17 protein-coding genes and 1 tRNA gene are annotated in these 21,436 nt (G+C 63.6%); 7 read left to right on the plus strand and 11 right to left on the minus strand.

Annotated elements, in window-relative coordinates; all coding sequences use genetic code 11:
• Positions 1 to 809 precede the first annotated feature (809 nt).
• The 6 genes from DWG18_RS04765 to DWG18_RS04790 all read right to left on the minus strand — a co-directional run bounded on the left by DWG18_RS04765 (position 810) and on the right by DWG18_RS04790 (position 10,337).
• On the minus strand, positions 810 to 1,598 hold the full coding sequence (locus DWG18_RS04765) for a single-stranded DNA-binding protein (protein ID WP_162823707.1): 789 nt from the start codon (positions 1,596 to 1,598) through the stop codon (positions 810 to 812).
• 494 nt (positions 1,599 to 2,092) lie between these two features.
• The gene (locus tag DWG18_RS15230; RefSeq protein WP_162823708.1) at positions 2,093 to 3,103 is read right to left on the minus strand and encodes a hypothetical protein; all 1,011 of its coding nucleotides are present in this window, start codon (positions 3,101 to 3,103) and stop codon (positions 2,093 to 2,095) included.
• A gap of 83 nt (positions 3,104 to 3,186) precedes the next feature.
• Positions 3,187 to 3,972 carry a hypothetical protein gene (locus DWG18_RS04775; protein WP_162823709.1) on the minus strand — a complete coding sequence of 262 codons (786 nt, stop codon included), beginning with the start codon at positions 3,970 to 3,972 and terminating at the stop codon, positions 3,187 to 3,189.
• A 202-nt stretch (positions 3,973 to 4,174) separates the two neighbouring features.
• A complete protein-coding gene (locus DWG18_RS04780; RefSeq protein WP_115645898.1) occupies positions 4,175 to 5,935 on the minus strand; it encodes a hypothetical protein in 1,761 nt (586 codons plus the stop codon).
• Positions 5,928 to 9,521 (minus strand): AAA domain-containing protein, encoded by a 3,594-nt coding sequence (locus DWG18_RS04785; protein ID WP_162823710.1) that lies wholly within the window; start codon positions 9,519 to 9,521, stop codon positions 5,928 to 5,930. The genes DWG18_RS04780 and DWG18_RS04785 overlap by 8 nt, the downstream gene beginning before the upstream one ends.
• Before the next feature lie 741 nt (positions 9,522 to 10,262).
• Positions 10,263 to 10,337, minus strand: a tRNA-Val gene (locus DWG18_RS04790).
• 182 nt (positions 10,338 to 10,519) lie between these two features.
• Between DWG18_RS04790 and fabA the strand changes: the two genes are divergently transcribed.
• Together fabA and fabB are read left to right on the plus strand one after the other, a co-directional pair.
• Positions 10,520 to 11,035: a 3-hydroxyacyl-[acyl-carrier-protein] dehydratase FabA gene (gene fabA, locus DWG18_RS04795; protein WP_115645902.1), complete on the plus strand. Its 516-nt coding sequence runs from the start codon at positions 10,520 to 10,522 to the stop codon at positions 11,033 to 11,035.
• Positions 11,035 to 12,249, plus strand: a complete 1,215-nt coding sequence (gene fabB / locus DWG18_RS04800) for a beta-ketoacyl-ACP synthase I (RefSeq protein WP_115645905.1) — start codon at positions 11,035 to 11,037, stop codon at positions 12,247 to 12,249. Before fabA ends, fabB begins: the two co-directional genes overlap by 1 nt.
• 7 nt (positions 12,250 to 12,256) lie before the next feature.
• On the opposite strand, the gene DWG18_RS04805 is transcribed toward fabB, so the two are convergent.
• On the minus strand, positions 12,257 to 13,192 hold the full coding sequence (locus DWG18_RS04805) for a restriction endonuclease (protein WP_115645907.1): 936 nt from the start codon (positions 13,190 to 13,192) through the stop codon (positions 12,257 to 12,259).
• Between the two features lie 54 nt (positions 13,193 to 13,246).
• A complete protein-coding gene (locus tag DWG18_RS04810) occupies positions 13,247 to 13,522 on the minus strand; it encodes a polyhydroxyalkanoic acid system family protein (RefSeq protein ID WP_115645909.1) in 276 nt (91 codons plus the stop codon).
• An 82-nt stretch (positions 13,523 to 13,604) separates the two neighbouring features.
• Between DWG18_RS04810 and DWG18_RS04815 the strand changes: the two genes are divergently transcribed.
• Positions 13,605 to 14,378, plus strand: coding sequence for an FHA domain-containing protein (locus DWG18_RS04815; protein ID WP_162823711.1), 774 nt, complete (start codon positions 13,605 to 13,607; stop codon positions 14,376 to 14,378).
• On the opposite strand, the gene DWG18_RS04820 is transcribed toward DWG18_RS04815, so the two are convergent.
• The gene (locus tag DWG18_RS04820; RefSeq protein WP_115645913.1) at positions 14,347 to 15,015 is read right to left on the minus strand and encodes a protein-methionine-sulfoxide reductase heme-binding subunit MsrQ; all 669 of its coding nucleotides are present in this window, start codon (positions 15,013 to 15,015) and stop codon (positions 14,347 to 14,349) included. The two genes, DWG18_RS04815 and DWG18_RS04820, sit on opposite strands and share 32 nt — an antisense overlap.
• Positions 15,006 to 15,977, minus strand: coding sequence for a protein-methionine-sulfoxide reductase catalytic subunit MsrP (msrP, locus tag DWG18_RS04825; RefSeq protein WP_115645915.1), 972 nt, complete (start codon positions 15,975 to 15,977; stop codon positions 15,006 to 15,008). Before msrP ends, DWG18_RS04820 begins: the two co-directional genes overlap by 10 nt.
• 126 nt (positions 15,978 to 16,103) lie before the next feature.
• Here msrP and serC point away from each other — a divergent pair, with 126 nt between their 5' ends.
• Genes serC through aroA form a run of 4 tightly spaced genes read left to right on the plus strand, consistent with a single transcriptional unit; the run spans position 16,104 to position 20,714 of the window.
• Positions 16,104 to 17,189, plus strand: a complete 1,086-nt coding sequence (gene serC, locus DWG18_RS04830; protein ID WP_115645917.1) for a 3-phosphoserine/phosphohydroxythreonine transaminase — start codon at positions 16,104 to 16,106, stop codon at positions 17,187 to 17,189.
• Entirely contained in the window at positions 17,186 to 18,277 is a 1,092-nt protein-coding gene (gene pheA, locus DWG18_RS04835; protein WP_115645919.1) for a prephenate dehydratase, read from the plus strand. Before serC ends, pheA begins: the two co-directional genes overlap by 4 nt.
• A complete protein-coding gene (gene hisC, locus DWG18_RS04840; protein WP_162823712.1) occupies positions 18,277 to 19,401 on the plus strand; it encodes a histidinol-phosphate transaminase in 1,125 nt (374 codons plus the stop codon). Before pheA ends, hisC begins: the two co-directional genes overlap by 1 nt.
• A complete protein-coding gene (gene aroA / locus DWG18_RS04845; RefSeq protein WP_115645923.1) occupies positions 19,398 to 20,714 on the plus strand; it encodes a 3-phosphoshikimate 1-carboxyvinyltransferase in 1,317 nt (438 codons plus the stop codon). The genes hisC and aroA overlap by 4 nt, the downstream gene beginning before the upstream one ends.
• On the opposite strand, the gene DWG18_RS15645 is transcribed toward aroA, so the two are convergent.
• Positions 20,698 to 21,330, minus strand: a complete 633-nt coding sequence (locus tag DWG18_RS15645) for a TonB family protein (RefSeq protein WP_115645925.1) — start codon at positions 21,328 to 21,330, stop codon at positions 20,698 to 20,700. The genes aroA and DWG18_RS15645 overlap by 17 nt on opposite strands.
• Positions 21,331 to 21,436: the final 106 nt, after the last annotated feature.

Below are 21,436 nucleotides of genomic sequence, written 5' to 3' on the forward strand. Positions count from 1 at the left end.
GCAGTCGAGCGGCAATTGCCGGCCGACTTTCGGGCGCAGCGCTATTGATTAGGCAATCGTCAGCCCAAGCGCTGGCGCGACAGGGACGTCGTGGAGGACGCGACGCGGCCGGAGGTGCCCGCGCAGACCGCGCAGCAATCCAACGAAATCATGGCCGCGGCACGTCAGCGTCAGCAGCAGCAGGCTCTCATCGAACGCAGCCTCGGATGACCCCGCAAAAACTATCGTGAAATTCGGCTAAGGCGCGCTGTTGTTTAACGCGCCTGGAGGGGTCAGCACCCGCATATGGCCTTGTCCCTTAAGGAATTCACGGTAGGCATTGATTGACGCTGCGTAGGCAGCTTCTGCGACCCTTCCGCCACTTGCAATGACATTTCCTCTGGCATCCAACAGGGCAAAAGTGGCCGGCGCACCCTCGGCAGTGAAGGCTGTCAGGCCGTCATAACAACGTGCGGCGATGGTTGGTCCACAAAGGTCTCCCACAAGCTACTCCGGGGTGAGTTGTGGTGGGATGGTACGTAGCTCTAGCCAGGCCGGAAGTCGCCTGCGGGTATCTTTTGCGTCAACGGTGCCACGCGGGTTGCTGGCTTCGCTTCTTCCAGGCTCCTTCGCGAGGACGACCGCGAAGACCTTGCGAGACGGCTGGCCATTTTTAGCCACGCTCGGCTGGTTCTGCTCTGATGAATTCTTGCGCGCTCGAGCGGAAGGCGAAAGCATCAGCGACGTCGGGAACGCCGGAATTGCGTTCAGGATCATTTCGGACAGCAAGGCGGTGCTGGAATCCAGCGCCGCTTTGCCTTTGCGAAGGCTTACCAGCCGGGGCGGCCCTTCCAATCGCGCACGCGCACGTTGAAGCCGGGTCCTTCGCTGCCATTATCTGCGTCGAATAGACCGCGCTGCGGTCCTTCAGGCTGCGGCGGATTCATTTGGATCTGATCCAGGTACATCTTGTATCGAAGGCGAAGTCGTCCCCACCCATCCACCGTGATCGATCGGCCCGAAATGGCGTGCATGCCTCGAGGATACGGCACCGCGTCCTCACCAACCGTTTCATCGGGGATCTGGATGCGCACCCGCCCACGTGACCCCGGTTTGACCAGAAAAGCCCACTGTTCTCGGATGGTGAACGGTCGCCCCGCCTTAGTGATTATTACGCGCTCCGAGAACGTCGGATCCTCAACTTCAATCAAAGCTTTATCAGCCCGCTGAGCTACGTAAGAGGCGTGCGATAGATGCACCCACCGCCGGTTCCTCGGGTTCTCCAGTACCTCATACCGAAACGCAGCCAGATCGGCGACGGCGTCATCCGTCAACCTCGATAGGTCGATTTCGATCGCATCCAAGCCGTTGGCCGCCAGCAGCTCACTTTTCGGCTCATCGACCGCGTGGTGGACTCGGACCTCGACGCAGAGCACGTCGAACTCAATTTCTTGGGCCATGCCACGAATGAGCGCGTCCGGTCGAGCAGCCCCGTCGAGCAGTGGCACCTCGAGGTGGGCGCTCACGATCGCCAATAGCTCCGGTTCGATGGCGACGTCGCCGCTTGCCCATCGGGGAAGCAGGACCGCGTGTGACGTCGCTAGGACTTCCTTTGCCATCCGGTGAACAGCCGTTTCGAAGCCCCCTGCGCATGAGGACAAACGCGCATGCTGGAAGTGTCGCGCTCGGCGCCGACCCGGAAAGTCGCGGTTTCGGGCAATTAAAGGGTCCCCACACTCCGGGCAGACGCACCCGCACTCGATTCCTACGGGGACGTCCGACACGAAGGCGGGTCGCCCATCGCGCATGCCGAAGGGAACGGTCAGCTTTCGAGGTGCGCGCTTACTCATGTGAACAGCCACTGGGTGACGGGTGATCCAGTAGGAGCTGGATCAGCCTCTCAGCTGACAATCTCACTAGAAGAGACAACCTGCATGGCGGATCCCACTGCGGGGACGAGTTCAAAACCGCAATGGCCGATGCGGTGAATGCCGCAAGCCAAGGAGATCTGCAGGCGCTGTGGATCGCGGAGATGCTGTTGAGAGACCTCAAACGCGATTACTCGAAGGGCCGGCTCCATGACTGGGATCACCGCCTCCCCTCCACACGCAATTTAGCCACCCCCAGAAGCGGCGCCGGTCTGCGCAACTTGGGGAGCGGTTGCTCCGAAGCTTTCAAAGAAGGACGCGACCTTGCGGCGGAGTTCTGGGCAACAAAAATCTCCGATGCCAAGCGCATTCATCAGTGCATCGACCTGTGCTTCGCTGCCGTGCTCTAAAGCAAGGAGCGCTTCAAGCTGGGCCTTAGACAAATATTGAGCAATGTAGGTGTAAGGGTTGACTGACTTCGGGGCGTGCGAGACGAGCGCATTCCACTTGAGACATTTGAGGACGCCCTGGTGAAGTCGCTTGTACTCAAGATAGGGTCGGAATGTGTCGGAATACTGCGCCAGAACCGCGCCCCGATGCCACGAGTAGAAGTCCTGTGCGGACCTTCGATATTCGGCAAACGTGGCGTGAATATCGATGGGGTCAGTGGCGGCGCTTATGTAGGCGCGCGCGCTAGCAGACCAGCCGTTCCACCGCAGCAGTTCGCGTTTACTGACAACGAATCGAGCCTCGCGATGTCCAGAGCGGAAATCGCTGTGAATACTCCAGTTCGCCTCGGCAACACGCCAATGCGTGTTGTAGTTGCGAAAGCACTGGAGAAATGAATGGAGGCCGGGCGTTCGGAAGCACTTTTGCAAATGGTCCCGGAATCCGGTGACCGGGTAAGCCGTTTGGAAATTGCGTGCGTGATCTACCAGTGCCATCAAAGATGATGTGCAATTGAAGATGTACCGCTTTACAGCTCTTTTATGAGCGTCAGCTTGATCGGCGTCGGCGGTTTGCCAAAACGCTGGGCTCTGACTCCGTTCACCGAAAACGGCAATTTCGTCTAGAAGTTCGGTTACCGAACAGTCGAACATCCATAGTGAGTCTTCGAGGTCCAGTCGCGCACGCCAGAAGATACCGCCAGGTGTGTCCTCTATAGCCTCGCGGGCTTCAGTGAAGTTCGTAAAGATCGCCTGCTGGATCGCTTCGCGAGTCCATGGATGGGGTATCGCGTCGAGATAGCGATTCATATCAGGCTAAGCACCGAGGTAAGCCGCGCGGTAAACCGCCGGAGACTGCAGGTAGTTGCTAGCGCTTTCGCGGCGACCGATGGCTAACCCGAAATACTGAAGGCACGGCGGACTGGATCCGAATGGATCGTCCATATTCCTTCAGGCTCGTCTGCCAACTGGCCTCGAATCTGCTTAGGTGGATCATAGGACTGCGTGTATTCCTGCACAATTTGTCCGAGCAGGTGAAAGAAGTTTATTCCGCGATGGAAATGCAGGTGGAACTCCGGCCAGCTGACCAACCTGGGATTCCCACCATTCCGCTTCCTTAGGCGGATCCCGTCGTCCCAGATGATGTAGTCCGCGTGGGCGTAAGCATTTCTCACATCCGAATCAAAAGCGTCGCGAAAAACCTCCGACAGTGCGTCAAGACCGAGTGTCTTGGCGTGGCCTGCTAGATCCCTGAGCACCTTATTCGCGTTGGGTGCGATGATGCTCCCCGACACCTTGTGGCGCTCCACGAGTCGCTGAAACGGCCACAAGTTGTACCGCTCACCTTCAGCAACGCGCAGCATGTTTTTGGGGATCTCGTAGAACCCACTCGCCTCTGACAGATGGCAATAGAATGCGAGTGCGACACGCGCCTTGAGCGGGGTCAGAGCTCCATCGTTTAGGAACTCGAGATACTCTTCAAACGCGGTGTGGGCCTCTTGCGCCGTGCTCCACCCGGCGCCTTGACAGCCACGAAATTCTGGCGCAAGCGACAGAGCGAAATGCAGTTCATTTCTCGCGCGAGCCATCTCAAACAGTTCGCGGAGTGCAGTCTCTGCCTTCTCGAAAAATGCCGAGTTTGCATCTACTTCCGGCTGCGGGTCTCGGGCAGTGGACATGTGCAATCCATAGGGTTGGCATCTGAGCTAAGCCGCGGCGAAGCGGTAAGAGTTGCAGCACTGCGGGGCTCGCGGCGGGGCGGCGCGACGCGCCTCAGTTCGCCGGAAGAGCGAGTGAGAAGGCCGCTCAGTGCCGCACGTAAAGTCCTTTTTTCTCGGACTGGATACGCGACCCGCGCACTTGAGGTGAGTGTTCGTGTGCCTACTCCAAGTGTGCGTTATCAAAGACACGGACAATGTGATCGGCGGCTCTTGCGCCGCCAACGAAAACTCCGATTTCTTGCAGCGGCTGGGCGATGGACCCATCGCTGGACAGCCAGTTTTGGCTCGTGACTACAGCGGAGTCGTCATCCCAAGCCAGTATCTTTGCGTGCAGCCGGGGGTCATACACGGCCTTCAGTTTTACGCCTTCGGCGTGAGACCACACCACGAGTTCCGACGCACCGTCCGGGCTCAAGTTGCCGCTACTTCTATTGAAGTAAATGCGGGCCGCGACACCCCGCGTCCCTTGCGCCGCAGCGACAGCCGGAAGCAACACTGCTCGCTTTCCGACTTCGCTTAGTCGATGGCTCGCGACGAAAATCCTTTGGTTTGCTTCGTCGCGGGCCGTCCGGACGTAGTGTGCGTGCCCAGGTCCGAGGACTAACGCCATGGGAACTTTCAGTCCCGGCAGTTTCGACTGGCCCCTTGCAGTAAAAGCGTAACGACTAAGGTCGCCCGTCAGCTTATTCCAATGTCCCTCTCGACCTTGCGACAGGCGAGCAAGCGCATCGAAAACGCTGGCTACCATTTGCGGATCTCGACATCGGACGCTCGCGTCGAAGCTTGCGTAGCCTGTGGATAGCCAATTGCATGACCCTACAACTGCTGAGAAACGTCCGCGAGCTAAGTCGTCTGCAACCAAAATCTTTGCGTGCGACTGAGTCGAAAAGTTGTGGAGAGTAATAAATCCGTCAAGTCCAGCCACCCGCAAGTCATCGTTTATGCGCCGGATGAGGCTTAGCGTTTCCAGGTATTTCTCTGTGTTGTCGCCTTGGCCCCAGAGCACGTCGGTTTGCACGCCGCGAGTAGCCGCATGCTTAAAGAGCGGCAGGGCGAAATCCAGCCCTTCTTGCGAAACAAACGTTGAGTGGACGACTATCCGGGTATGTGCCCTGGAAACCGCCGTCCTGAATGCTTCCCGATGTGCATCTCCGCCGAGCACCAGGTCGCTCAGTGCGAACGTGCAGTTGGAGACACTCGGTGCCGGATCGACTTTCCGTACCTCGATAGTGGGCGACGTCGCTCCGCCGGTCTGCACCGTAGAACCTTCCAGCGGCGCTTGCTTAGTTGCCGCCAAAATCAGGTCCGTCAGTTTTGCTGGCACGCGATAGGGAAGTCCCTCGACGCGACCGTTGCGCACTAATAGGAGTGCGTAGAACCGCGAAAGCCTGTGACTCCCTGCCTCGAACCCGATGATTTCTTCGTCCTCATCGGTAAGCTTGTCGAGCAGCTCGCTTGGCTCCGGCTGCTCGAGCGCCTCTTCAGGCTCGAGCACGAAAATCGACGATCTGTCCGGCCGTTCGTCTAGGCGGCGGCGCGGTATCGCTTGCAGCTCGTAGCTCCGAAAAGGGCTGCCAGTCAATTGATCGACGTAAAACGCAATCCAGCGCTTCGTTGACTTTCGCGCCGACGGTAGGTCGTCCTTCTCCGAGACCAGCACGCCTGCATCCGTCGCGGAGAAAGTGCTTCCTTTAGCGTTGCTGGCCACTTGGACCCAACCGACACGCATCAGCCTCACAATCATCTCGATGACGACACGCCGCGGCAAATCACTCTCAGCCACAAGCTCAGAGACGGTGCTCGGACGGGCTACCAAACTTTGCAGCAACAGGTGCTCGATTGCGCTCCACGGGCGTCCTTTCAGGATGTGGAAACGCCTCTTGCCGCGAAGGAGCGGCAGCGCGACTCGAATTTCAGCCATGTCGCGATGCCTCCACCTCTTCGAATTTGACTGTCGCAATCGACCTGTTCGAGACCCCCTCGTCTAGTGCTTGAATAAAAGTACGAAGAAATTCGTAGCGATCTGCGGCCGCACCACTCATCTGCTCAGTAACGCTTCGAATAAAATCGATGCTCCCGACGAGAATGAGTTGGTGCTTGGCGCGGCTCAGCAAGACATTCATGCGCCTAGCGTCGGTAAGAAATCCAAGAGCCTTTGATGGCTTGGTGTAGGGATTGTTTCTTACGAGGGAAACAACGACGACGTCTGCTTCACTGCCTTGGAAGGAATCTACCGTTCCGCAAAACGTCGTCGCGTCGTTCGCTTTTCGAAACGCCTCTAGGTGCGGGAATCGCTCGTCGCTGCGAGCGATGCTGCGACGCAATGCTTCAACCTGCCGCGCGTAAGGCGAGAGAACTGCTAACGAAGGACTAGTTCCCGGCACGGCGCGCAATTGTTCCAGTACCCATTCGACAGCTTGGACCTCGCGCTTATTGCTCCACGGCGGCAAGCTTTCGCCTTCGCTCTGCCCCTGTTCGCTCTGGACGTCTGGAATCGTAACCAGCGTAATCGGAGTACCCGGCAGCTTGCTTCCGGGCTTCCTTGTGACGGGCGCGGCCTCGCTGACAAATCGCGCCGCGCGGTTCTCGTCGGTGTGAAGTGCGTCGTCGTAGAAGACGCGCGAAATCACCGAGGCGATCTGAGGATGCATCCGATGTTGAAGCGTAAGGCTTCTGGCAATACGGCGACCGGCTTTCCCCATGCGCTGACGGTCGAACTCAGTCTCGATCATCGTCTCGAACATCATGAGCGCGTCGACTGCGTCCGCGCCTATGGCTCGAATCACCTCGTCCTCAGAGTCTTGCCAGTACTGAAGTAGATCCTCGATAGCCTCCCCTCTTAGCGATCGGCTGATCAGGCTGGGGGCGAGACTCAAAACTTCCTTCAGGGATTCTGGCGAGCGAAGGACTGCCTTCATTTCATCGGATCTGTACGGAGGGAGCTGCTTGTGGTCGCCAATCATGAGGCGTCGGTGGGAGAGGAGCAGGGGAGAGATCAGCTCTCCGCCGGTAGCCTTCCCTGCCTCCTCTACGATCGTCCAATCGAATTGACCGCGTTCGTCGATCAAACGTTCAAGATCTGGAGCATTTGTCGTTGCGAACACCATGTTGGCGGCGCGCAAGACCACGCCTTCGAATGCACTTCGTGCTTTCAGATCTTTCGTGACCGGCGCCTTTCCGCCACCGGGTGAGCCGGCCATTGATGTAAGGCGCCGCGCTACAGCGGGGGAGGCTTTCGCAGCAAGTGGACTTTTTATTACTCGCGCAATGAGATCGGCTGCCTGCTCAGCTAGGTCGAATTCATCTACGTGCTCCAATTTCTTCCGATTGCGGCAGCGAACAATTAGCGGTGGTTCTGACTCCGAGTTGTTCCCGGACGCGCCAACCACCTCGTGCAAGAGGTGGTCGACCGCAGAGTGGCTCTGTGCAGTTAAGAGCAAGCGAGTTGTCGGCTCATCTTCGAAACGGCGACGTACGAGCTCCTTCACTAAGTGAGTCTTGCCTACGCCAGGCGGGCCTTGGACCAGATAGAGGGGAAGAATTGCCGTCATCTCACAGAGAGCTTCCTGCTTGGCTTTGTCGAGTGCTGCGAAGCTGGCGTCACTAAAGTCGGCGTCGTCCTGGCTGTCGAGCAGTCGCCGGCGTTGATCGACCAGCATTCGAAGGAGCTCATGGTGCTCACAAAGGGAGCTGAGAGCTCGAATGCGCCGCTTGAACTGAGCTAGTGACCCTGCTGACGCACTTGGAACCAAGTACAGGTCCGTCGCAGAGGTCGGCAGTTCCTTGCCGGAAAAGCGGAAGGTCTGGCGCCCGTGCTCGTCGGTGTGGGCTTCTTCGAAGCGCCATTCGCTGTCGACGTAGCCGCGCTCACCAAAACTAGGAGTCTCGGTCAGGGTCCATATGCCCTGAGAGTCTCCCCCATTAGAGTCAGAATCGGACCCTGCGTCGCTGACTAAGCTGCGGAGAAGTCGATCCTTGGCCGACGCCTCGTTGAGAGCGTTTGAGAGCGTTTCGCGGTCGGCATCCGCGCGTAGCTCAAGGACTAGTGAGAGTGCGTCTTCGTCATCGTTGGAATTTCCTTCCTTGGTTAAGACCCGGACCGGGTAGATGTCGGACACGGCGAATGCCAGTTCCACCAATTGGGAAAGCGCTAACGCTCGAGTTAAGCTCTTCTCCGGAGTATCGATGTCGTCCGCAGCTAAAGCTGCTCGCCGCAGTGCGTCCCAGCTCGCAAACTTCTTACGGCTGTGCGGGTTTCCTGCTTCTTTTTGCGTTAGGAGTTGAACCGTTCCCCTCTGCAAAATGAGAGGCGTGTGACCAGAGGTGCTCGGTGGTACGTGGTTAGAGACGCCGTCGCAGTACGCGGCGTCCCAGCTCGGCTCCTGCCCGACGGGGCGAAAAGCGGAAATCTTGTAGGTGAGTTGCTGTCCCTTGAGGAGGAAGCCGCTTACTTCGCTTTGACCAGGCGAAGAAATGGGAAGAGCCATTGCTTCCGTCCCCAGGTCGCCGTCGATGAAGGCGAGCTGCGACTGAACGTCGGAAATTTCAATCTGTTGACCAGACGCGGTTCGAATCGCATCCGACAAGCGAGAGTTATCGCCGAGCCTTACAACAAGTCCATAAAGCACCTCCCTCCGTGCGATGCCCGCTTCTAATCGGCGAGCAATTTCGTCGATTGCCCGACAGAGGCTCTCTCCGTCGAGCGGATCGAGTGGCTCTTTTCCCAGCAGTTGCCGCAACAGTCTCACTTCGGCGGCATCAAGATAGTCGCGCACCTGAGAGGCAGGAACTGACACGTCGTATAGGCGATCGTTGTTAGCATCCAGAAGGGAGGCGGCGAGTACTCCGAGTTTCGACCAGTCTTCGCGGAACGAGTCGAATGTCTCGGCGTCACTCTTCTTGCGGCTAATTTTTTTCGCCGCATGATCGTGGGATGCAAGACGCATCGACCATTCGAAACCGGTCAACTGAAAGTCCGGCTCGCCGTCGCCAGACGTAAGCACCGACCAGTTATCCAAATTTCGATGAAGCAGCCCTTGCGAGTGAAGTGTCTCCATCGCTTCGGCGAGGCGACGAACATTCAGCCAAATTCGCAGACGGTTCGGCGGATTTCGGGGCGTCTTGAGCCATCCACCGGGCGGCTGCGTGTCTAGGACGACTTGCAGTGGCCTCCTTTGCCCTAGGTCGAGCACTAGATAGAAGCCATCTTTGTCTTGCGCAGTGGACAGCAGGGCGGCGATTCGGTCGCCGGCGCCAGGGTAACCGCCGAGACGCTGCAGCTGCCGCAGCTCATGACGCCAGATCTCTTGCAGGTCGGAGTCGTCAACACTCGGCTTACGAAGCCAGTGCTTGATCAGGACGGGGGTGCCGTCGCTCGAAGCCTCTCGAAGCCCTGGCCGACCGGCCGAAAAGTCTGGCTTTACGAATTGGGTCGGCGAAAGCTCGAAGTTGCGAAGGAATCCTTGCTTTCGACGGAGGCGAACTACGGTTTCGGTCCTTTGAGCCACTGCATCTCCCCTAGTCGGATCTCGAAGTACTGACGCCCACATCGGGGCCGCGATACCGTTGAGCCAGCGGCGGCCTCAACTCCCCATCTGATCTTAGGGGGGGCAGGGGCGGGTGGCTAACGTCGGTCGCAGCAGCTCAGTTTCCATTGCACGGTCGATCGGTACGTGAAGCGCACTCGGCGGCCCGCTGCTGCCGATCAGCGTGGTAGATCTTCAGCGCAGGTGAGCCGCCGCCGGAGGAGTGGCGCCAATCGAGCGCTCGATAGGACTGCGCGCGTGTAGCGCTCATAGAACGGCCGGCTCGTGCGCGTCGTCGGCTTGCGGACTGCACTGGCGCGGTCCGGCGCCGAACAATTGACATTTGCGTCCGCCAGGAAGGGCGCGAGGACGATTGGTCCGTGCCCCGTCGCCCTTACGACCCAAGCGAGCTAGACGCTCCGCGGCCCTTCGACGCCGGGCGGGCAAAGCTAATGCGAGCTAGCGGCGCGAGATCTCTCGCTTTCAGCCTATGCCGCATGATCGCGGCGGCATACTTGGCGGTCCGCGGTGGCGGCTAAGCCTGAAGACGGCCAGTTTTGCTGCCAGTGCGAGAAGAGCTCGGTAGACGGTACCGGGCCCGAGCCCACTATCGAGTCGACTGCGAAACAAGAAAAAACGCCGCCCAGTGGGCGGCGCTTCCATACTTCTTCCACGCACGGAGCCGTGGATTGAGCCAAAAACGACATAAGCCGTTGTTTTACTTGGTGGGCGGTGCAGGGTTCGAACCTGCGACCCTTGCCGTGTGAAGGCAATGCTCTACCGCTGAGCTAACCGCCCGGGTGGCCGCGCAGTATAGGGGAGGGCGCTGATGCCGCCAAGCCTTCGCATGGATTTCACGCCGCCACGCGCGTCCGGAGTGCACGCTGCGGGGTCGTACTGACGCTCCCACCCTACGCTGGCGAACTGAGAAGATCGGGCGTCAGCGGCTAGACTCGCCGGCTTTCCCCCGCACCATACCGATGACCCGACCTTCTTCCTTCGATCGTGAGCAGCTTCTGTTCTGCGCACGCGGCGAGATGTTCGGCCCCGGCAATGCCAAGCTGCCGGCGCCGCCGATGCTCATGTTCGACCGCATCACCGAGATCTCCGATCAGGGCGGTCGCTTCAACAAGGGCGTCATCCGCGCCGAGCTCGACATCACGCCGGACCTCTGGTTCTTCCAGTGCCACTTCCTCGGCGATCCGGTGATGCCGGGGTGTCTTGGCGTCGACGCCATGTGGCAGCTCGCGGGTTTCTTCCTGCCGTGGCTGGGTGAGCCGGGCCGTGGTCGCGCACTCGGGGTGGGCGAAGTGAAGTTCAGCGGCCAGGTGCTGCCGGACGCGAAGGTCGTCTCCTACGAAATCGACATCCGCCGCGTCATGCGCGGCAAGCTTGCGCTGGTCATCGCCGACGGCCGCACCTATGTCGATGGCCGCGAGATCTATGTGGCCGAAGGCCTGCGCGTCGGCCTGTTCGGTTCGACGGAGGGTTTCTGATGCAGCGCATCGTCGTCACCGGCATGGGCCTGACGTCGTGCCTCGGGCGCGAGCTCGACGTCGTGTCGGCCTCGCTGCGCGACGGTCGCGCGGGCATTCGCTACATCCCGGAATACGAGGAACTTGGTCTGCGCAGTCGCGTCGCCGGTGATCCGGCCATCGACCTCGACGCGCTGATCGATCGCAAGCTGCGCCGCTTCATGGGCGATGCCGCGGGCCATGCCTACGTCTCCGCCGCCGACGCACTCGCGCATGCGGGCCTCGACGCCGATGCGCTGCGTCATCCGCGTGCGGGCGTGATCGCCGGTTCCGGCGGTGGTTCCGCACAGTGGCAGATCGAAACCGGTGAGCTGCTCAAGACCAAGGGCGTGCGTCGCATCGGGCCGTACATGGTGCCGCGCACGATGTGCTCGACCGTGTCGGCTGCGCTGGCGACGGCGTTCGGCATTCAGGGCGTCAGCTATTCGATTTCCGCCGCTTGCGCGACGTCGGCGCACTGCATCGGTGCGGCGGCCGACCTGATTCGTCACGGCGTGCAGGACGTGATGCTCGTTGGTGGCGGCGAAGAGCTGCACTGGGGCATGACGTCGCAGTTCGATGCGATGGGCGCGCTGTCGACCTCGTTCAACGACACGCCGGAATCCGCATCGCGTCCGTACGACGCCGATCGCGACGGCTTCGTCATCGCTGGCGGCGGCGGAATTCTGGTGCTCGAGTCGCTCGAGCACGCGCAGGCGCGCGGCGCGAACGTCATCGCCGAGCTCGTGGGCTACGGCGTGACGTCGGACGGCGTGGACATGGTCGCGCCGTCGGGCGAGGGCGCCGTGCGTTGCATGCGCATGGCGCTGCAGGGTCTGGATCGTCCGATCGACTATCTCAATACGCACGGCACGTCGACGCCGGTGGGCGACGTCACCGAACTGCAGGCCGTGCGCGAAGTCTTCGGGGATGCGGTACCGCCGCTGTCGTCGACCAAGGCGCTGAGCGGCCACTCGCTGGGCGCGGCGAGCGTGCACGAGGCGATCTACTGCCTGCTGATGATGCGCGACGGCTTCATGGCCGCGTCGCACAACATCACCACGCTGGACGAGCGCGCCGCGGGCTATCCGATCGTGCGTGAGACGACGCCGGCGAAGCTGCGCACCGTGATGTCGAACAGCTTCGGCTTCGGTGGCACCAACGCGTGCCTGGTGTTCGCGCAGCTCGAAGGTTGAGGCGCGGTCAGTAGACCGCGCACTGCATGAAGCGCACCGGCCGGGCGGAGTCGGTCGGTGTCTGGATCTGCAGGCGCGACGCGCGCAACAGGTCGTAACGCTTCATGACGCCGCACAGCGCGTCATCGTTCGCGCGCGACGGATCGGTCAGGTAGATCTGCAGCGTCGAATGCGTCGACCACAGAACGCGGTTGACGCCCGGCAGCGTCGCGATCTCGCGCACGATCGCTTCGCGTTCCTCGTCTTCGCTCATCGGCGCCTGCGTGGCTGCAGCCTGTGCCGGATGCGCGACAGCGCGCGTCGGCGTCGCGGCCGCCGTGGGCGGGGCCAACGTCGCATCTTCGCCGCCGACAAGACGCGACAAACCGAAGCCAAGCGCGAGCCCAGTGACGACGGTCACCGCGAGCGCGGTGCCCGACGAACGCAGCGCACGGGCGCGGGCGCGCGAGACGATCTCGTGGTGCACGCTCGCCGGTAGCAGCGGGCCGACCAGCTTCCACAGTTCGACGCCGTCGAGCAGTTCGATGTTCGACGCGATCAGGCGCGCATCCGCATCGACACGACCCGGCGTCACCATCACGCCGCCGGCGGCGTTGACGTTGCGCACCGAGCGGGCGAATTCGTCGACGGCGGCACGTGTGACCACGTGATTGACACCCTGCCGACAGACCAGGATCCACGGCCGGCCGTCGCGATAGATCCGTACTTCCCCTGCGGTGCCGCGGGCGGACTGCTGTTCGCTGGTTTCGCGCTCGAAGCCCGACGCTGCGAGCGCATCGACCACGAGATTCGACAGTTCGCGCCAGCGCATGCCCGACAGGATGGCGAGGCCTTCCGCGGCGTCGAAACGCGCGAGCTGCACCTTCCAGATCCAGCCGATCCAGCCTGCCGCGACGATTAGGGCGAGAACGAGTCCGGCGAGCAGGGCGACGACTGGCGACATGGGCGATTCGGGCAGCGGGGGGTTTTGACTATAACCGTGGCGCGTGCGCGGAGGTCAGCGGAAGCGTTCGGCGAGCACGCGACGGATTTCGTCTTCGATCGTGCCTTTGAGCGCACCGAGCAGGAAGCCGAGTTCGGCCGTGACGCGCACCGCATCCTGTTCGAGGTGCACCCAGCCGTCGACGCCGCTGCGTCGGAAATTCAGCGAATTGTTCTGCCAGCCGTGCTCGACGCCGAAGCGCTGCGCCAGTGTATCGGCGATGTGCTGGACCGCCTGCCGCGCCTGCGCCGGGTCGAGACTGTGCGTGTGGCGGATGTCGATCGTGGGCATGGCGGCTTCCAATGCGTAGCGAGGGCCATATTGTGCGGCATCGGCCCGGCAAGGCCGTGTCGGCATGCTAGATTTCGGGCGCGTGACAGCCCTCCGACTTCGCCAGACCGATTCCGGCCGCGACCTGCTCGACCTCGAGCCGGGCGTGCATCCGATCGCGCCCGCGATGCTCGACGGCCGACACGCGGCGGAGGCGGATGCGGTCGCGCACGTCTACGTCGATTCGCGCGGTGTGTGGCTGCAGGTGCGCGACGGGCTTCGCGGCGTGTACGTCAACGGCCGGCCGATTCGTCGCATGGCAATGCTGCGTGCCGGCGATTCGGTCTTCCTCGCGGGCGTCGAATGCGTGCTCGTGGGACGCCGTCCCGAGCCGGTCGACGCCGGAGCCGCACCGCGTGGCGAAGGCCGCGCCGTACTGCGAGCGATCGCGGGACGTCATCACGGCCGATGCTTCCCACTCGATCGCGACTGCGTGCTTGGCCGCGATCCGGACAGCGATATTCCGGTCGACGACGAAGCCATCGGTGCACGCGAAGTCACCTTGCGTGCCACGGCGAAGGGCGTGCGCGCGACGACGGCGACCACCGCCGCACCCGTGTGGGTCAATGGTCATCCGCTGTCGAATGCCGTGCTGCTGCCGGGCGACCAGCTGGTGATCGCCGGCCAGCATCGTTTCATCGTCGAAGCTGCGCGCCCGCCGGGTTTCACCGAGCCGGAGCGCGAGCGTCGACCGAGCGGTCGTCCGCCGCCGCCGCCACAGCTCCGTCGCGCGGCACGCCGCATGCCGTGGCTGATCGTCGCGGCCGTCCTGCTCGCGGGCGCACTCAGCCTGCTGTTGCTGTACGGCGCGGGCTGATCGCGAAGCGCTTCCACACGCGCCAGCCGAGCAACAGCGCCGCGATTGTCGCGTACAGCAGTGGCTCGCGGATGTCGGACTTCACCAGCCACCAGAAGTGCAGGACGGCCAGCACCGCGATCACGTAGATCGCGCGATGCAGCTGGCCCCAGCGTCGTCCGAGTGCACGCATCGCGCGTTGGAACGACGTCGCCGCGAGCGGTACCAGCAACAGCCACGCGGCGAAACCCACGGTGACGAACGGCTTCTTCGCGATCGCCGCCCCGATCTGCGACGCGTCCATCCGCAGGTCCAGCACCATCCATGCTGCGAAGTGCACCGTCGCATAGAAGAACGTGTACAGCCCGAGCATGCGTCGGAAACGCAGCAGCACCGCCTTGCCGGTGAGCTGCCGCAGTGGTGTCACCGCGAGCGTGATCATCAGCAGGCGGAGGGCCCACAAGCCGAGAAAGTGTTCGATCGCGGCGACAGGATCCGCGCCGAGCCGACCGGTACCGAGCACGAGTTCGTTGCGGATCTGCCAGGCGAGCCAGGCCGCAGGCAGCAGCGCGAGCAGGTGGACGACGATCTTGGCGACGATGACGCCCGGCTCGGTGCGACGCCGCACCGGTCGCGCTGCCGCGGCGCTCAGAACCATTTCCTCAGATCGAGACCGGCGTACATCGAACCGACCTGCTCGGCGTAACCGTTGAACAGTCGCGTCGGAATGCGGTCGGCGAACAGCTTGCTGCCCGTGCCGGCGATGCGACGTTCGGTCTTCTGGCTCCAGCGCGGATGGTCGACGGCCGGATTGACGTTCGAGAAGAAGCCGTATTCGTCCGATGCCTCGTCGTTCCAGCTCGTAAACGGCATGTGCTCGACGAACGTGATCGCGACGATCGACTTGATCGACTTGAACCCGTACTTCCACGGCAACACGAGCCGCAGCGGCGCGCCATTCTGCTGCAGCAGCGGCTTGCCGTAGATGCCGGTGGCGAGCAGCGCGAGCGGATGCGTGGCCTCGTCGATGCGTAGGCCTTCGCGATACGGCCAATCGAGCGCCGGATAGGAGAGGCCAGGCATCTGTTTGCGGTCGGCGAGCGTGGTGAACGCCACGAACTTCGCCTTCGACGTCGGCTCGAAACGCTTGAGCACGTCGCCGAGCGGCACGCCGAGCCACGGAATCACCATCGACCAGCCTTCGACGCAGCGATGCCGATAGATGCGTTCTTCCGGCTTCAGGCCCTTGAGCAGATCGTCGAGCGACAGTCGCCCCGGCTTCGCGCATTGCCCGCCGACGGCGACCGTCCACGGATGGGTGCGCAGCGTGCGTGGCGCCTGGGATGGATCGGCCTTGCCTGTGCCGAATTCGTAGAAGTTGTTGTAGCTCGTGACGTCCTGGTAGGTCGTGCGTTCCTCGCTCGTGGTGAAACCGGCCCGCATGCGCGCGGGGTCGACCTTCGCGGCGGGCGGCGCGGCTGGCGGGTCAGCCTTGGCGCAGCCCGCCAGGCCGAGCGCGCCGGAGGCCGCGAGCCCGGCGACCACACGACGCCGATCGCGATAGACCGCTTCGTCCGTGACGTCGCGGGTGGGAATCCGCAGGGCATCGCGCAGGGACATCGGGGCGCTTCCGGAAGGGCGATAACGGATTAGACGGCGCTCATGATGAAAAAGATGCAGCCGAACGGCCGGTAGCCGTGCTGCGCTGCGGCATACTCGGCCTTCAACCCGCCTCCAGGTGCTCCGATGTCGCGCGTCTTCAACTTCAGTGCCGGTCCCGCCACCCTCCCGGAAGCCGTCCTCGAGCAGGCGCGCGACGAGTTGCTGGACTGGCGTGGCGTAGGTGCGTCGATCGTCGAGCTCAGCCATCGCGGCGCCGAATTCATGGGCGTGGCGGCGGAGGCCGAGGCCGACCTGCGCAAACTGATGTCGATTTCCGACGACTACGCGATCCTCTTCCTCGCTGGCGGTGCGACCACGGCGCAGGCACTGGTGCCACTCAACATCGCGACGCCCGGCCAGCGCGCCGACTACGTCGTCAGCGGCCACTGGGGCAAGACCGCGATCAAGCAGGCGAAGCCGTACGTCGACGCGCACGTCGCGGCGACCAGCGAAGCCGGCGGTTTCCGCGATATCCCGGCGCGTGCGGACTGGCAGCTGTCGCCCGATGCCGCCTATGTGCACATCACCGCGAATGAAACCATCCACGGTGTTGAATTCCGCGACGTGCCCGATGTCGCCAATGTGCCGCTGGTGGCCGACTGCTCGTCGAACATCGCGTCCGAGCCGCTGGACGTATCGAAATTCGGCGTCATCTATGCGGGCGCACAGAAGAATCTTGGACCGGTCGGCGTCACCGTCGTGATCATCCGCCGCGACCTGCTCGAACGCGCCGGTCAGCCGCGCGCCGACATCTTCGACTACCGCTCGCACGTCAAGGGCGAGTCCATGCTCAACACGCCGCCGACCTGGAACTGGTATCTCGCCGGCCTCGTGTTCAAGTGGATGCTCAACGAGGGCGGTGTCGAGGAGTTCGCGCGTCGCAATGCGCGCAAGTCCGAGGCGCTGTATAGCGCGATCGACGGCTCGGGCGGTTTCTATCGGAACGAAGTCGCGACGGCGGTGCGTTCGCGCATGAACGTGCCGTTCTTCCTGCATGACGAAGCGCTCGACAAGCCGTTCCTCGCCGAATCCGTCAAGGCCGGCCTCATCGGGCTGAAGGGCCATCGCGCGCTCGGCGGCATGCGCGCGTCGATCTACAACGCGATGCCCGAGGCCGGCGTTGCCGCGCTGGTCGAGTTCATGGACGACTTCAGGAGACGGCACGGATGAGTACGGGGTCGCCGGGAGAACTCGCGCGACTGCGCGAACGCATCGACGGGATCGACCGCGAGATCCAGTCGCTGATTAGTGAACGCGCGCGCTTCGCCGCGCAGGTGGGTCGTGCCAAGGGCGAGCTCGCGCGTGCGGTGGATTACTACCGTCCGGAACGCGAGTCGCAGGTGCTGCGTCGCGTGATCGACCGCAACGAAGGCCCACTCGAGAACGCAGTGCTGGTGCGCGTGTTCCGCGAGATCATGTCAGCGTGCCTGGCGCAGCAGGAGCCGCTGAAAGTCGGGTATCTCGGGCCCGAGGGCACGCATTCGCAACAGGCCGCGCTCAAGCACTTCGGCCATTCCGTGCGCGGCCTGCCGCTGGCGAGCATCGAGGAAGTGTTCCAGGAAGTCGCTGCGGGCCACGCCGATTTCGGCGTCGTGCCCGTGGAAAACTCGACACAGGGCACGATCCAGTCGACGCTCGACATGTTCCTGTCGTCCGACGTGCGCATCTGCGGCGAAGTCGAGCTGCGCGTGCATCAGCACCTGCTGTCGCGCACGGGACGTATCGAAGACATCGAGCGCGTCTATTCCCATCCGCAGTCGTTCGCGCAGTGCCGCGCGTGGCTGCGCACGCATCTGCCGGGCGTGGAGATGATTCCCGTCGCGAGCAATGCGGATGCGGCGCGTCGAGCGCGCAATGCCGACGACGCCGCGGCGATCGCGGGCGTCAGCGCGGCGTCGGTATACGGGCTGAAGGTGGTGCAGGGGCCGATCGAGGATCGCCCGGACAACACCACGCGCTTCCTGGTGCTGGGCCGCGAGCTGTTCACGCCCTCGGGCAACGACCGCACGTCGCTGCTTGTGTTCATCCGTGACCAGCCGGGCGCGCTGTATCACGTGCTGGAGCCGTTCGCGCGCAATGGCCTCAGCATGACGCGCATCGAGTCGCGTCCCGGGCATGCGCAGCCCTGGCAGTACGCCTTCTTCATCGACATCGACGGTCACGTGGATCAGCCGGCGATGGAGCAGGCGCTGGGCGAACTCGGTGACTTCGCGCAGGAGGTCCGCGTGCTCGGCTCGTATCCGGTGGCGATCGGATGATGCCGACGTACGACGAAGCCTGGTTCGCCTCACGTGCGACACCGGGTATCCGTGCATTGAAGGCGTACGACCCCGGTCACGACGTGGTCGCGATGCGCGAGCGCACTCAGTGGCTGGTCGAGCTCGGCTCCAACGAGAATCCGTATGGCCCGTCGCCGCAGGCACGCGCGGCGGTGCTGGACGCGTTGCATCTCATGCACCGCTATCCCGATCCGCGGGGTGCCGCGCTGAAAGTGAAGCTCGCGGAGACGCATGGCGTTGCGCCGTCGCGGATCCTGCTGGGCAACGGGTCGCACGAGCTGCTGATGCAGCTGGCGCAGGTGTTCGCCGCCCCCGGCGATGACGTCGTCTATTCGCAGTACGGCTTCGCCGTGTTCGCGCTGGCGACGCGCGCGGCCGGCGCGAACGCGCGTGTCGCGCCCGCACTGCCGGACGCCGCCGCGATGCCGCTCGGTCACGACGTCGACACGTTGCTTGCCGCCATCACGCCTGCGACCAAGCTGGTTTACGTCGCGAATCCGAACAACCCGACCGGCACGTGGCTGGACAGGGACTCCCTGCGTCGGCTGATCGACGCCGCGCCGCGCGAGGTCATCATCGTCGTCGACGAGGCCTACGCCGAGATGGCGGATGTACCCGACTACGCGAGTGCGCTGACGCTGGCCGCGCACCGCGGAAACGTCGTGGTCACGCGCACCTTCAGCAAGGCCTACGCGCTGGCCGGGCTGCGCTGCGGTTACCTGATCGCGGCCGAGGGACTGGTCGCAGTGATGGAACGCGTTCGCGAAAGCTTCAACGTCAATTCACTCGCGCTCGCCGCCTGCCAGGCGGTGCTGGGTGACGTCGAACACCTCGCGTGGTCGCGCGAACGCAATGCGGAACAGCGCGCGGCGCTCCGCGCAGCACTGCAGGCGCGAGGCATCCCAGTACTTCCGTCCCAGACGAATTTCGTGCTCGCGCATCTCGGTGACGCCACACCGGCGGTCGAGGCGGCCTTGCTCGATCGTGGCGTGATCCTGCGCCCCATGGGCGGGTACGGGCTGCCGACCTACAGCCGGATCGCGGTCGGCACCGCGGACGAGAATCGCCTGCTGCTCAAGGCGCTGGACGAGGTGCGCGCATGAGCCTCGACTGGATCGCTTCGCAAGGCGGCCCGCTGCGCGGTCGCATTCGCGTGCCCGGCGACAAATCGATTTCGCATCGCGCGGTGATGTTCGCGGCGATCGCGGAAGGTACCAGCCGCATCACCGGATTCCTTGAAGGTGAGGACACGCGAGCGACCGCTCGCGTGTTCGGTCAGCTCGGTGTGCGTATCGAGGCGCGCGCGCCGAGCGAGCGCATCGTCCATGGCGTCGGCCTCGACGGCCTGCGCGCCCCCGATGCACCGCTCGATTGCGGCAATGCCGGTACCGGCATGCGCCTGCTCGCCGGCCTGCTCGCGGGGCAGAAGTTCGACAGCGTGCTGGTCGGCGACGAGTCGTTGTCCAAGCGCCCGATGCGCCGCGTCACGGACCCTTTGGCCCGGATGGGTGCGCGCATCGACGCGACAGGTGACGGCCTTCCGCCGCTGCACGTCCACGGCGGTGCGGTGTTGCGCGGCATCGACTACGCGTCGCCGGTCGCGAGCGCGCAGGTGAAGTCCGCGGTGCTGCTCGCCGGGCTGTACGGGGACGGCCGGACGCGCGTGGTCGAACCGCATCCGACGCGCGACTACAGCGAACGCATGTTGCGTGCATTCGGTGCCGAGATCGAATTCGCCCCGGGCGAAGCCGTGGTCGCCGGTCGCCCGAGGTTACGTGCGACGGATGTCGATGTCCCGGCCGACTTCTCGTCCGCCGCGTTCTTCATCGTTGCGGCCGCCACCGCGCCGGGCTCCGACCTGCTGATCGAAGCCGTCGGCATGAATCCGCGGCGCACCGGTCTGCTCGAGGCGCTGCGCCTGATGGGCGCGGACATCGCGATCGAATCCCCGCGCGAGCAGGGCGGTGAGCCGGTCGCCGATCTTCGCGTGCGTGCATCGCGTCTGCGCGGCATCGACGTGCCGGTCGCGCTCGTCCCCGACATGATCGATGAGTTCCCGGCGCTGTTCGCCGCGGCCGCCTGTGCAGACGGGCTCACGACCGTGAGCGGCGCGGCCGAATTGCGCGTCAAAGAGTCCGATCGCATCGCGGCGATGGCGGCCGGCTTGCGTACGCTCGGCATCGTCGTCGACGAACGCCCGGACGGCGCCATGATCGAGGGCGGCCAGGCGCGTGGCGGCGATGTCGACAGCCTGGGCGATCACCGCATCGCGATGAGCCTGGCCGTGCTCGCACAGCGCGCATCGGGCGAGGTGCGTGTGCGCGACGTCGCCAACGTGGCGACGTCGTTCCCGGGATTCGTCGAACTGGCCGGCGATGCCGGCCTGCGCATCGCGCCGGTTATTCCGACAGCTTGAAGTCGATCGGCACGACGACATCGCCCACGGTCGGGTGGCCGTCGGCGATCGCCGGCTCGAAGCGCCAGCGGCGTACACCTTGCAGCGCGGCGCGATCGAGCTCGCGCGAACCGCTGGACTGCGCGACTTCCGTCGCCGTCGGCACGCCGTCCGGGCCGATGTGCACCAGCACCAGCACGGTGCCGGTGTCGCCATCGCGCAACGCGCGCATCGGGTAGTCCGGCGGCGGGGTTTGACCGGGCAGCGGGCGCGCCTTACGGTCGGCGACAGACGCCGGCCGTGGCTCCGGCGCGGGCGTCGATGCCGGAGTCGAAACGGGAGCGGCTCGCGTGGCGGGCGTTTCAGGCGCGGCGATCGGCGGAGGTGGCGTCAGCGTGCCGATGCCGGAGCCGTCGTCGCCCGCCATGGGTGCGGGCAGCGGCGCATAGCCCGGCTCCGCCGTCGAGGGCGGCACTTCGCCGGCGCGATAGAACGTGCCGTCGGACTTCCGGATCGCGAGCGCGAACAAGATCAGGCCGGCCGCGAATGCCAGCGTGATCCACAGTGCGAGGCGGCGGTCGAAGCGGAAGGGGCGACGTCCAGGGCGTTCACCGGACGGCGTGGGGGAAGGCGCCATGCGTGTCGTATCCATCGGGCCATGCTGGCCGCATGGCCGTTAACGTAAGGGGAAAGGGCGCATCGGGTGCGAACTACGGTGATAATGCCGCCTTTCCACGCTCGAC

Source organism: Lysobacter sp. TY2-98, from assembly GCF_003367355.1.
Lineage (GTDB): Bacteria > Pseudomonadota > Gammaproteobacteria > Xanthomonadales > Xanthomonadaceae > Cognatilysobacter.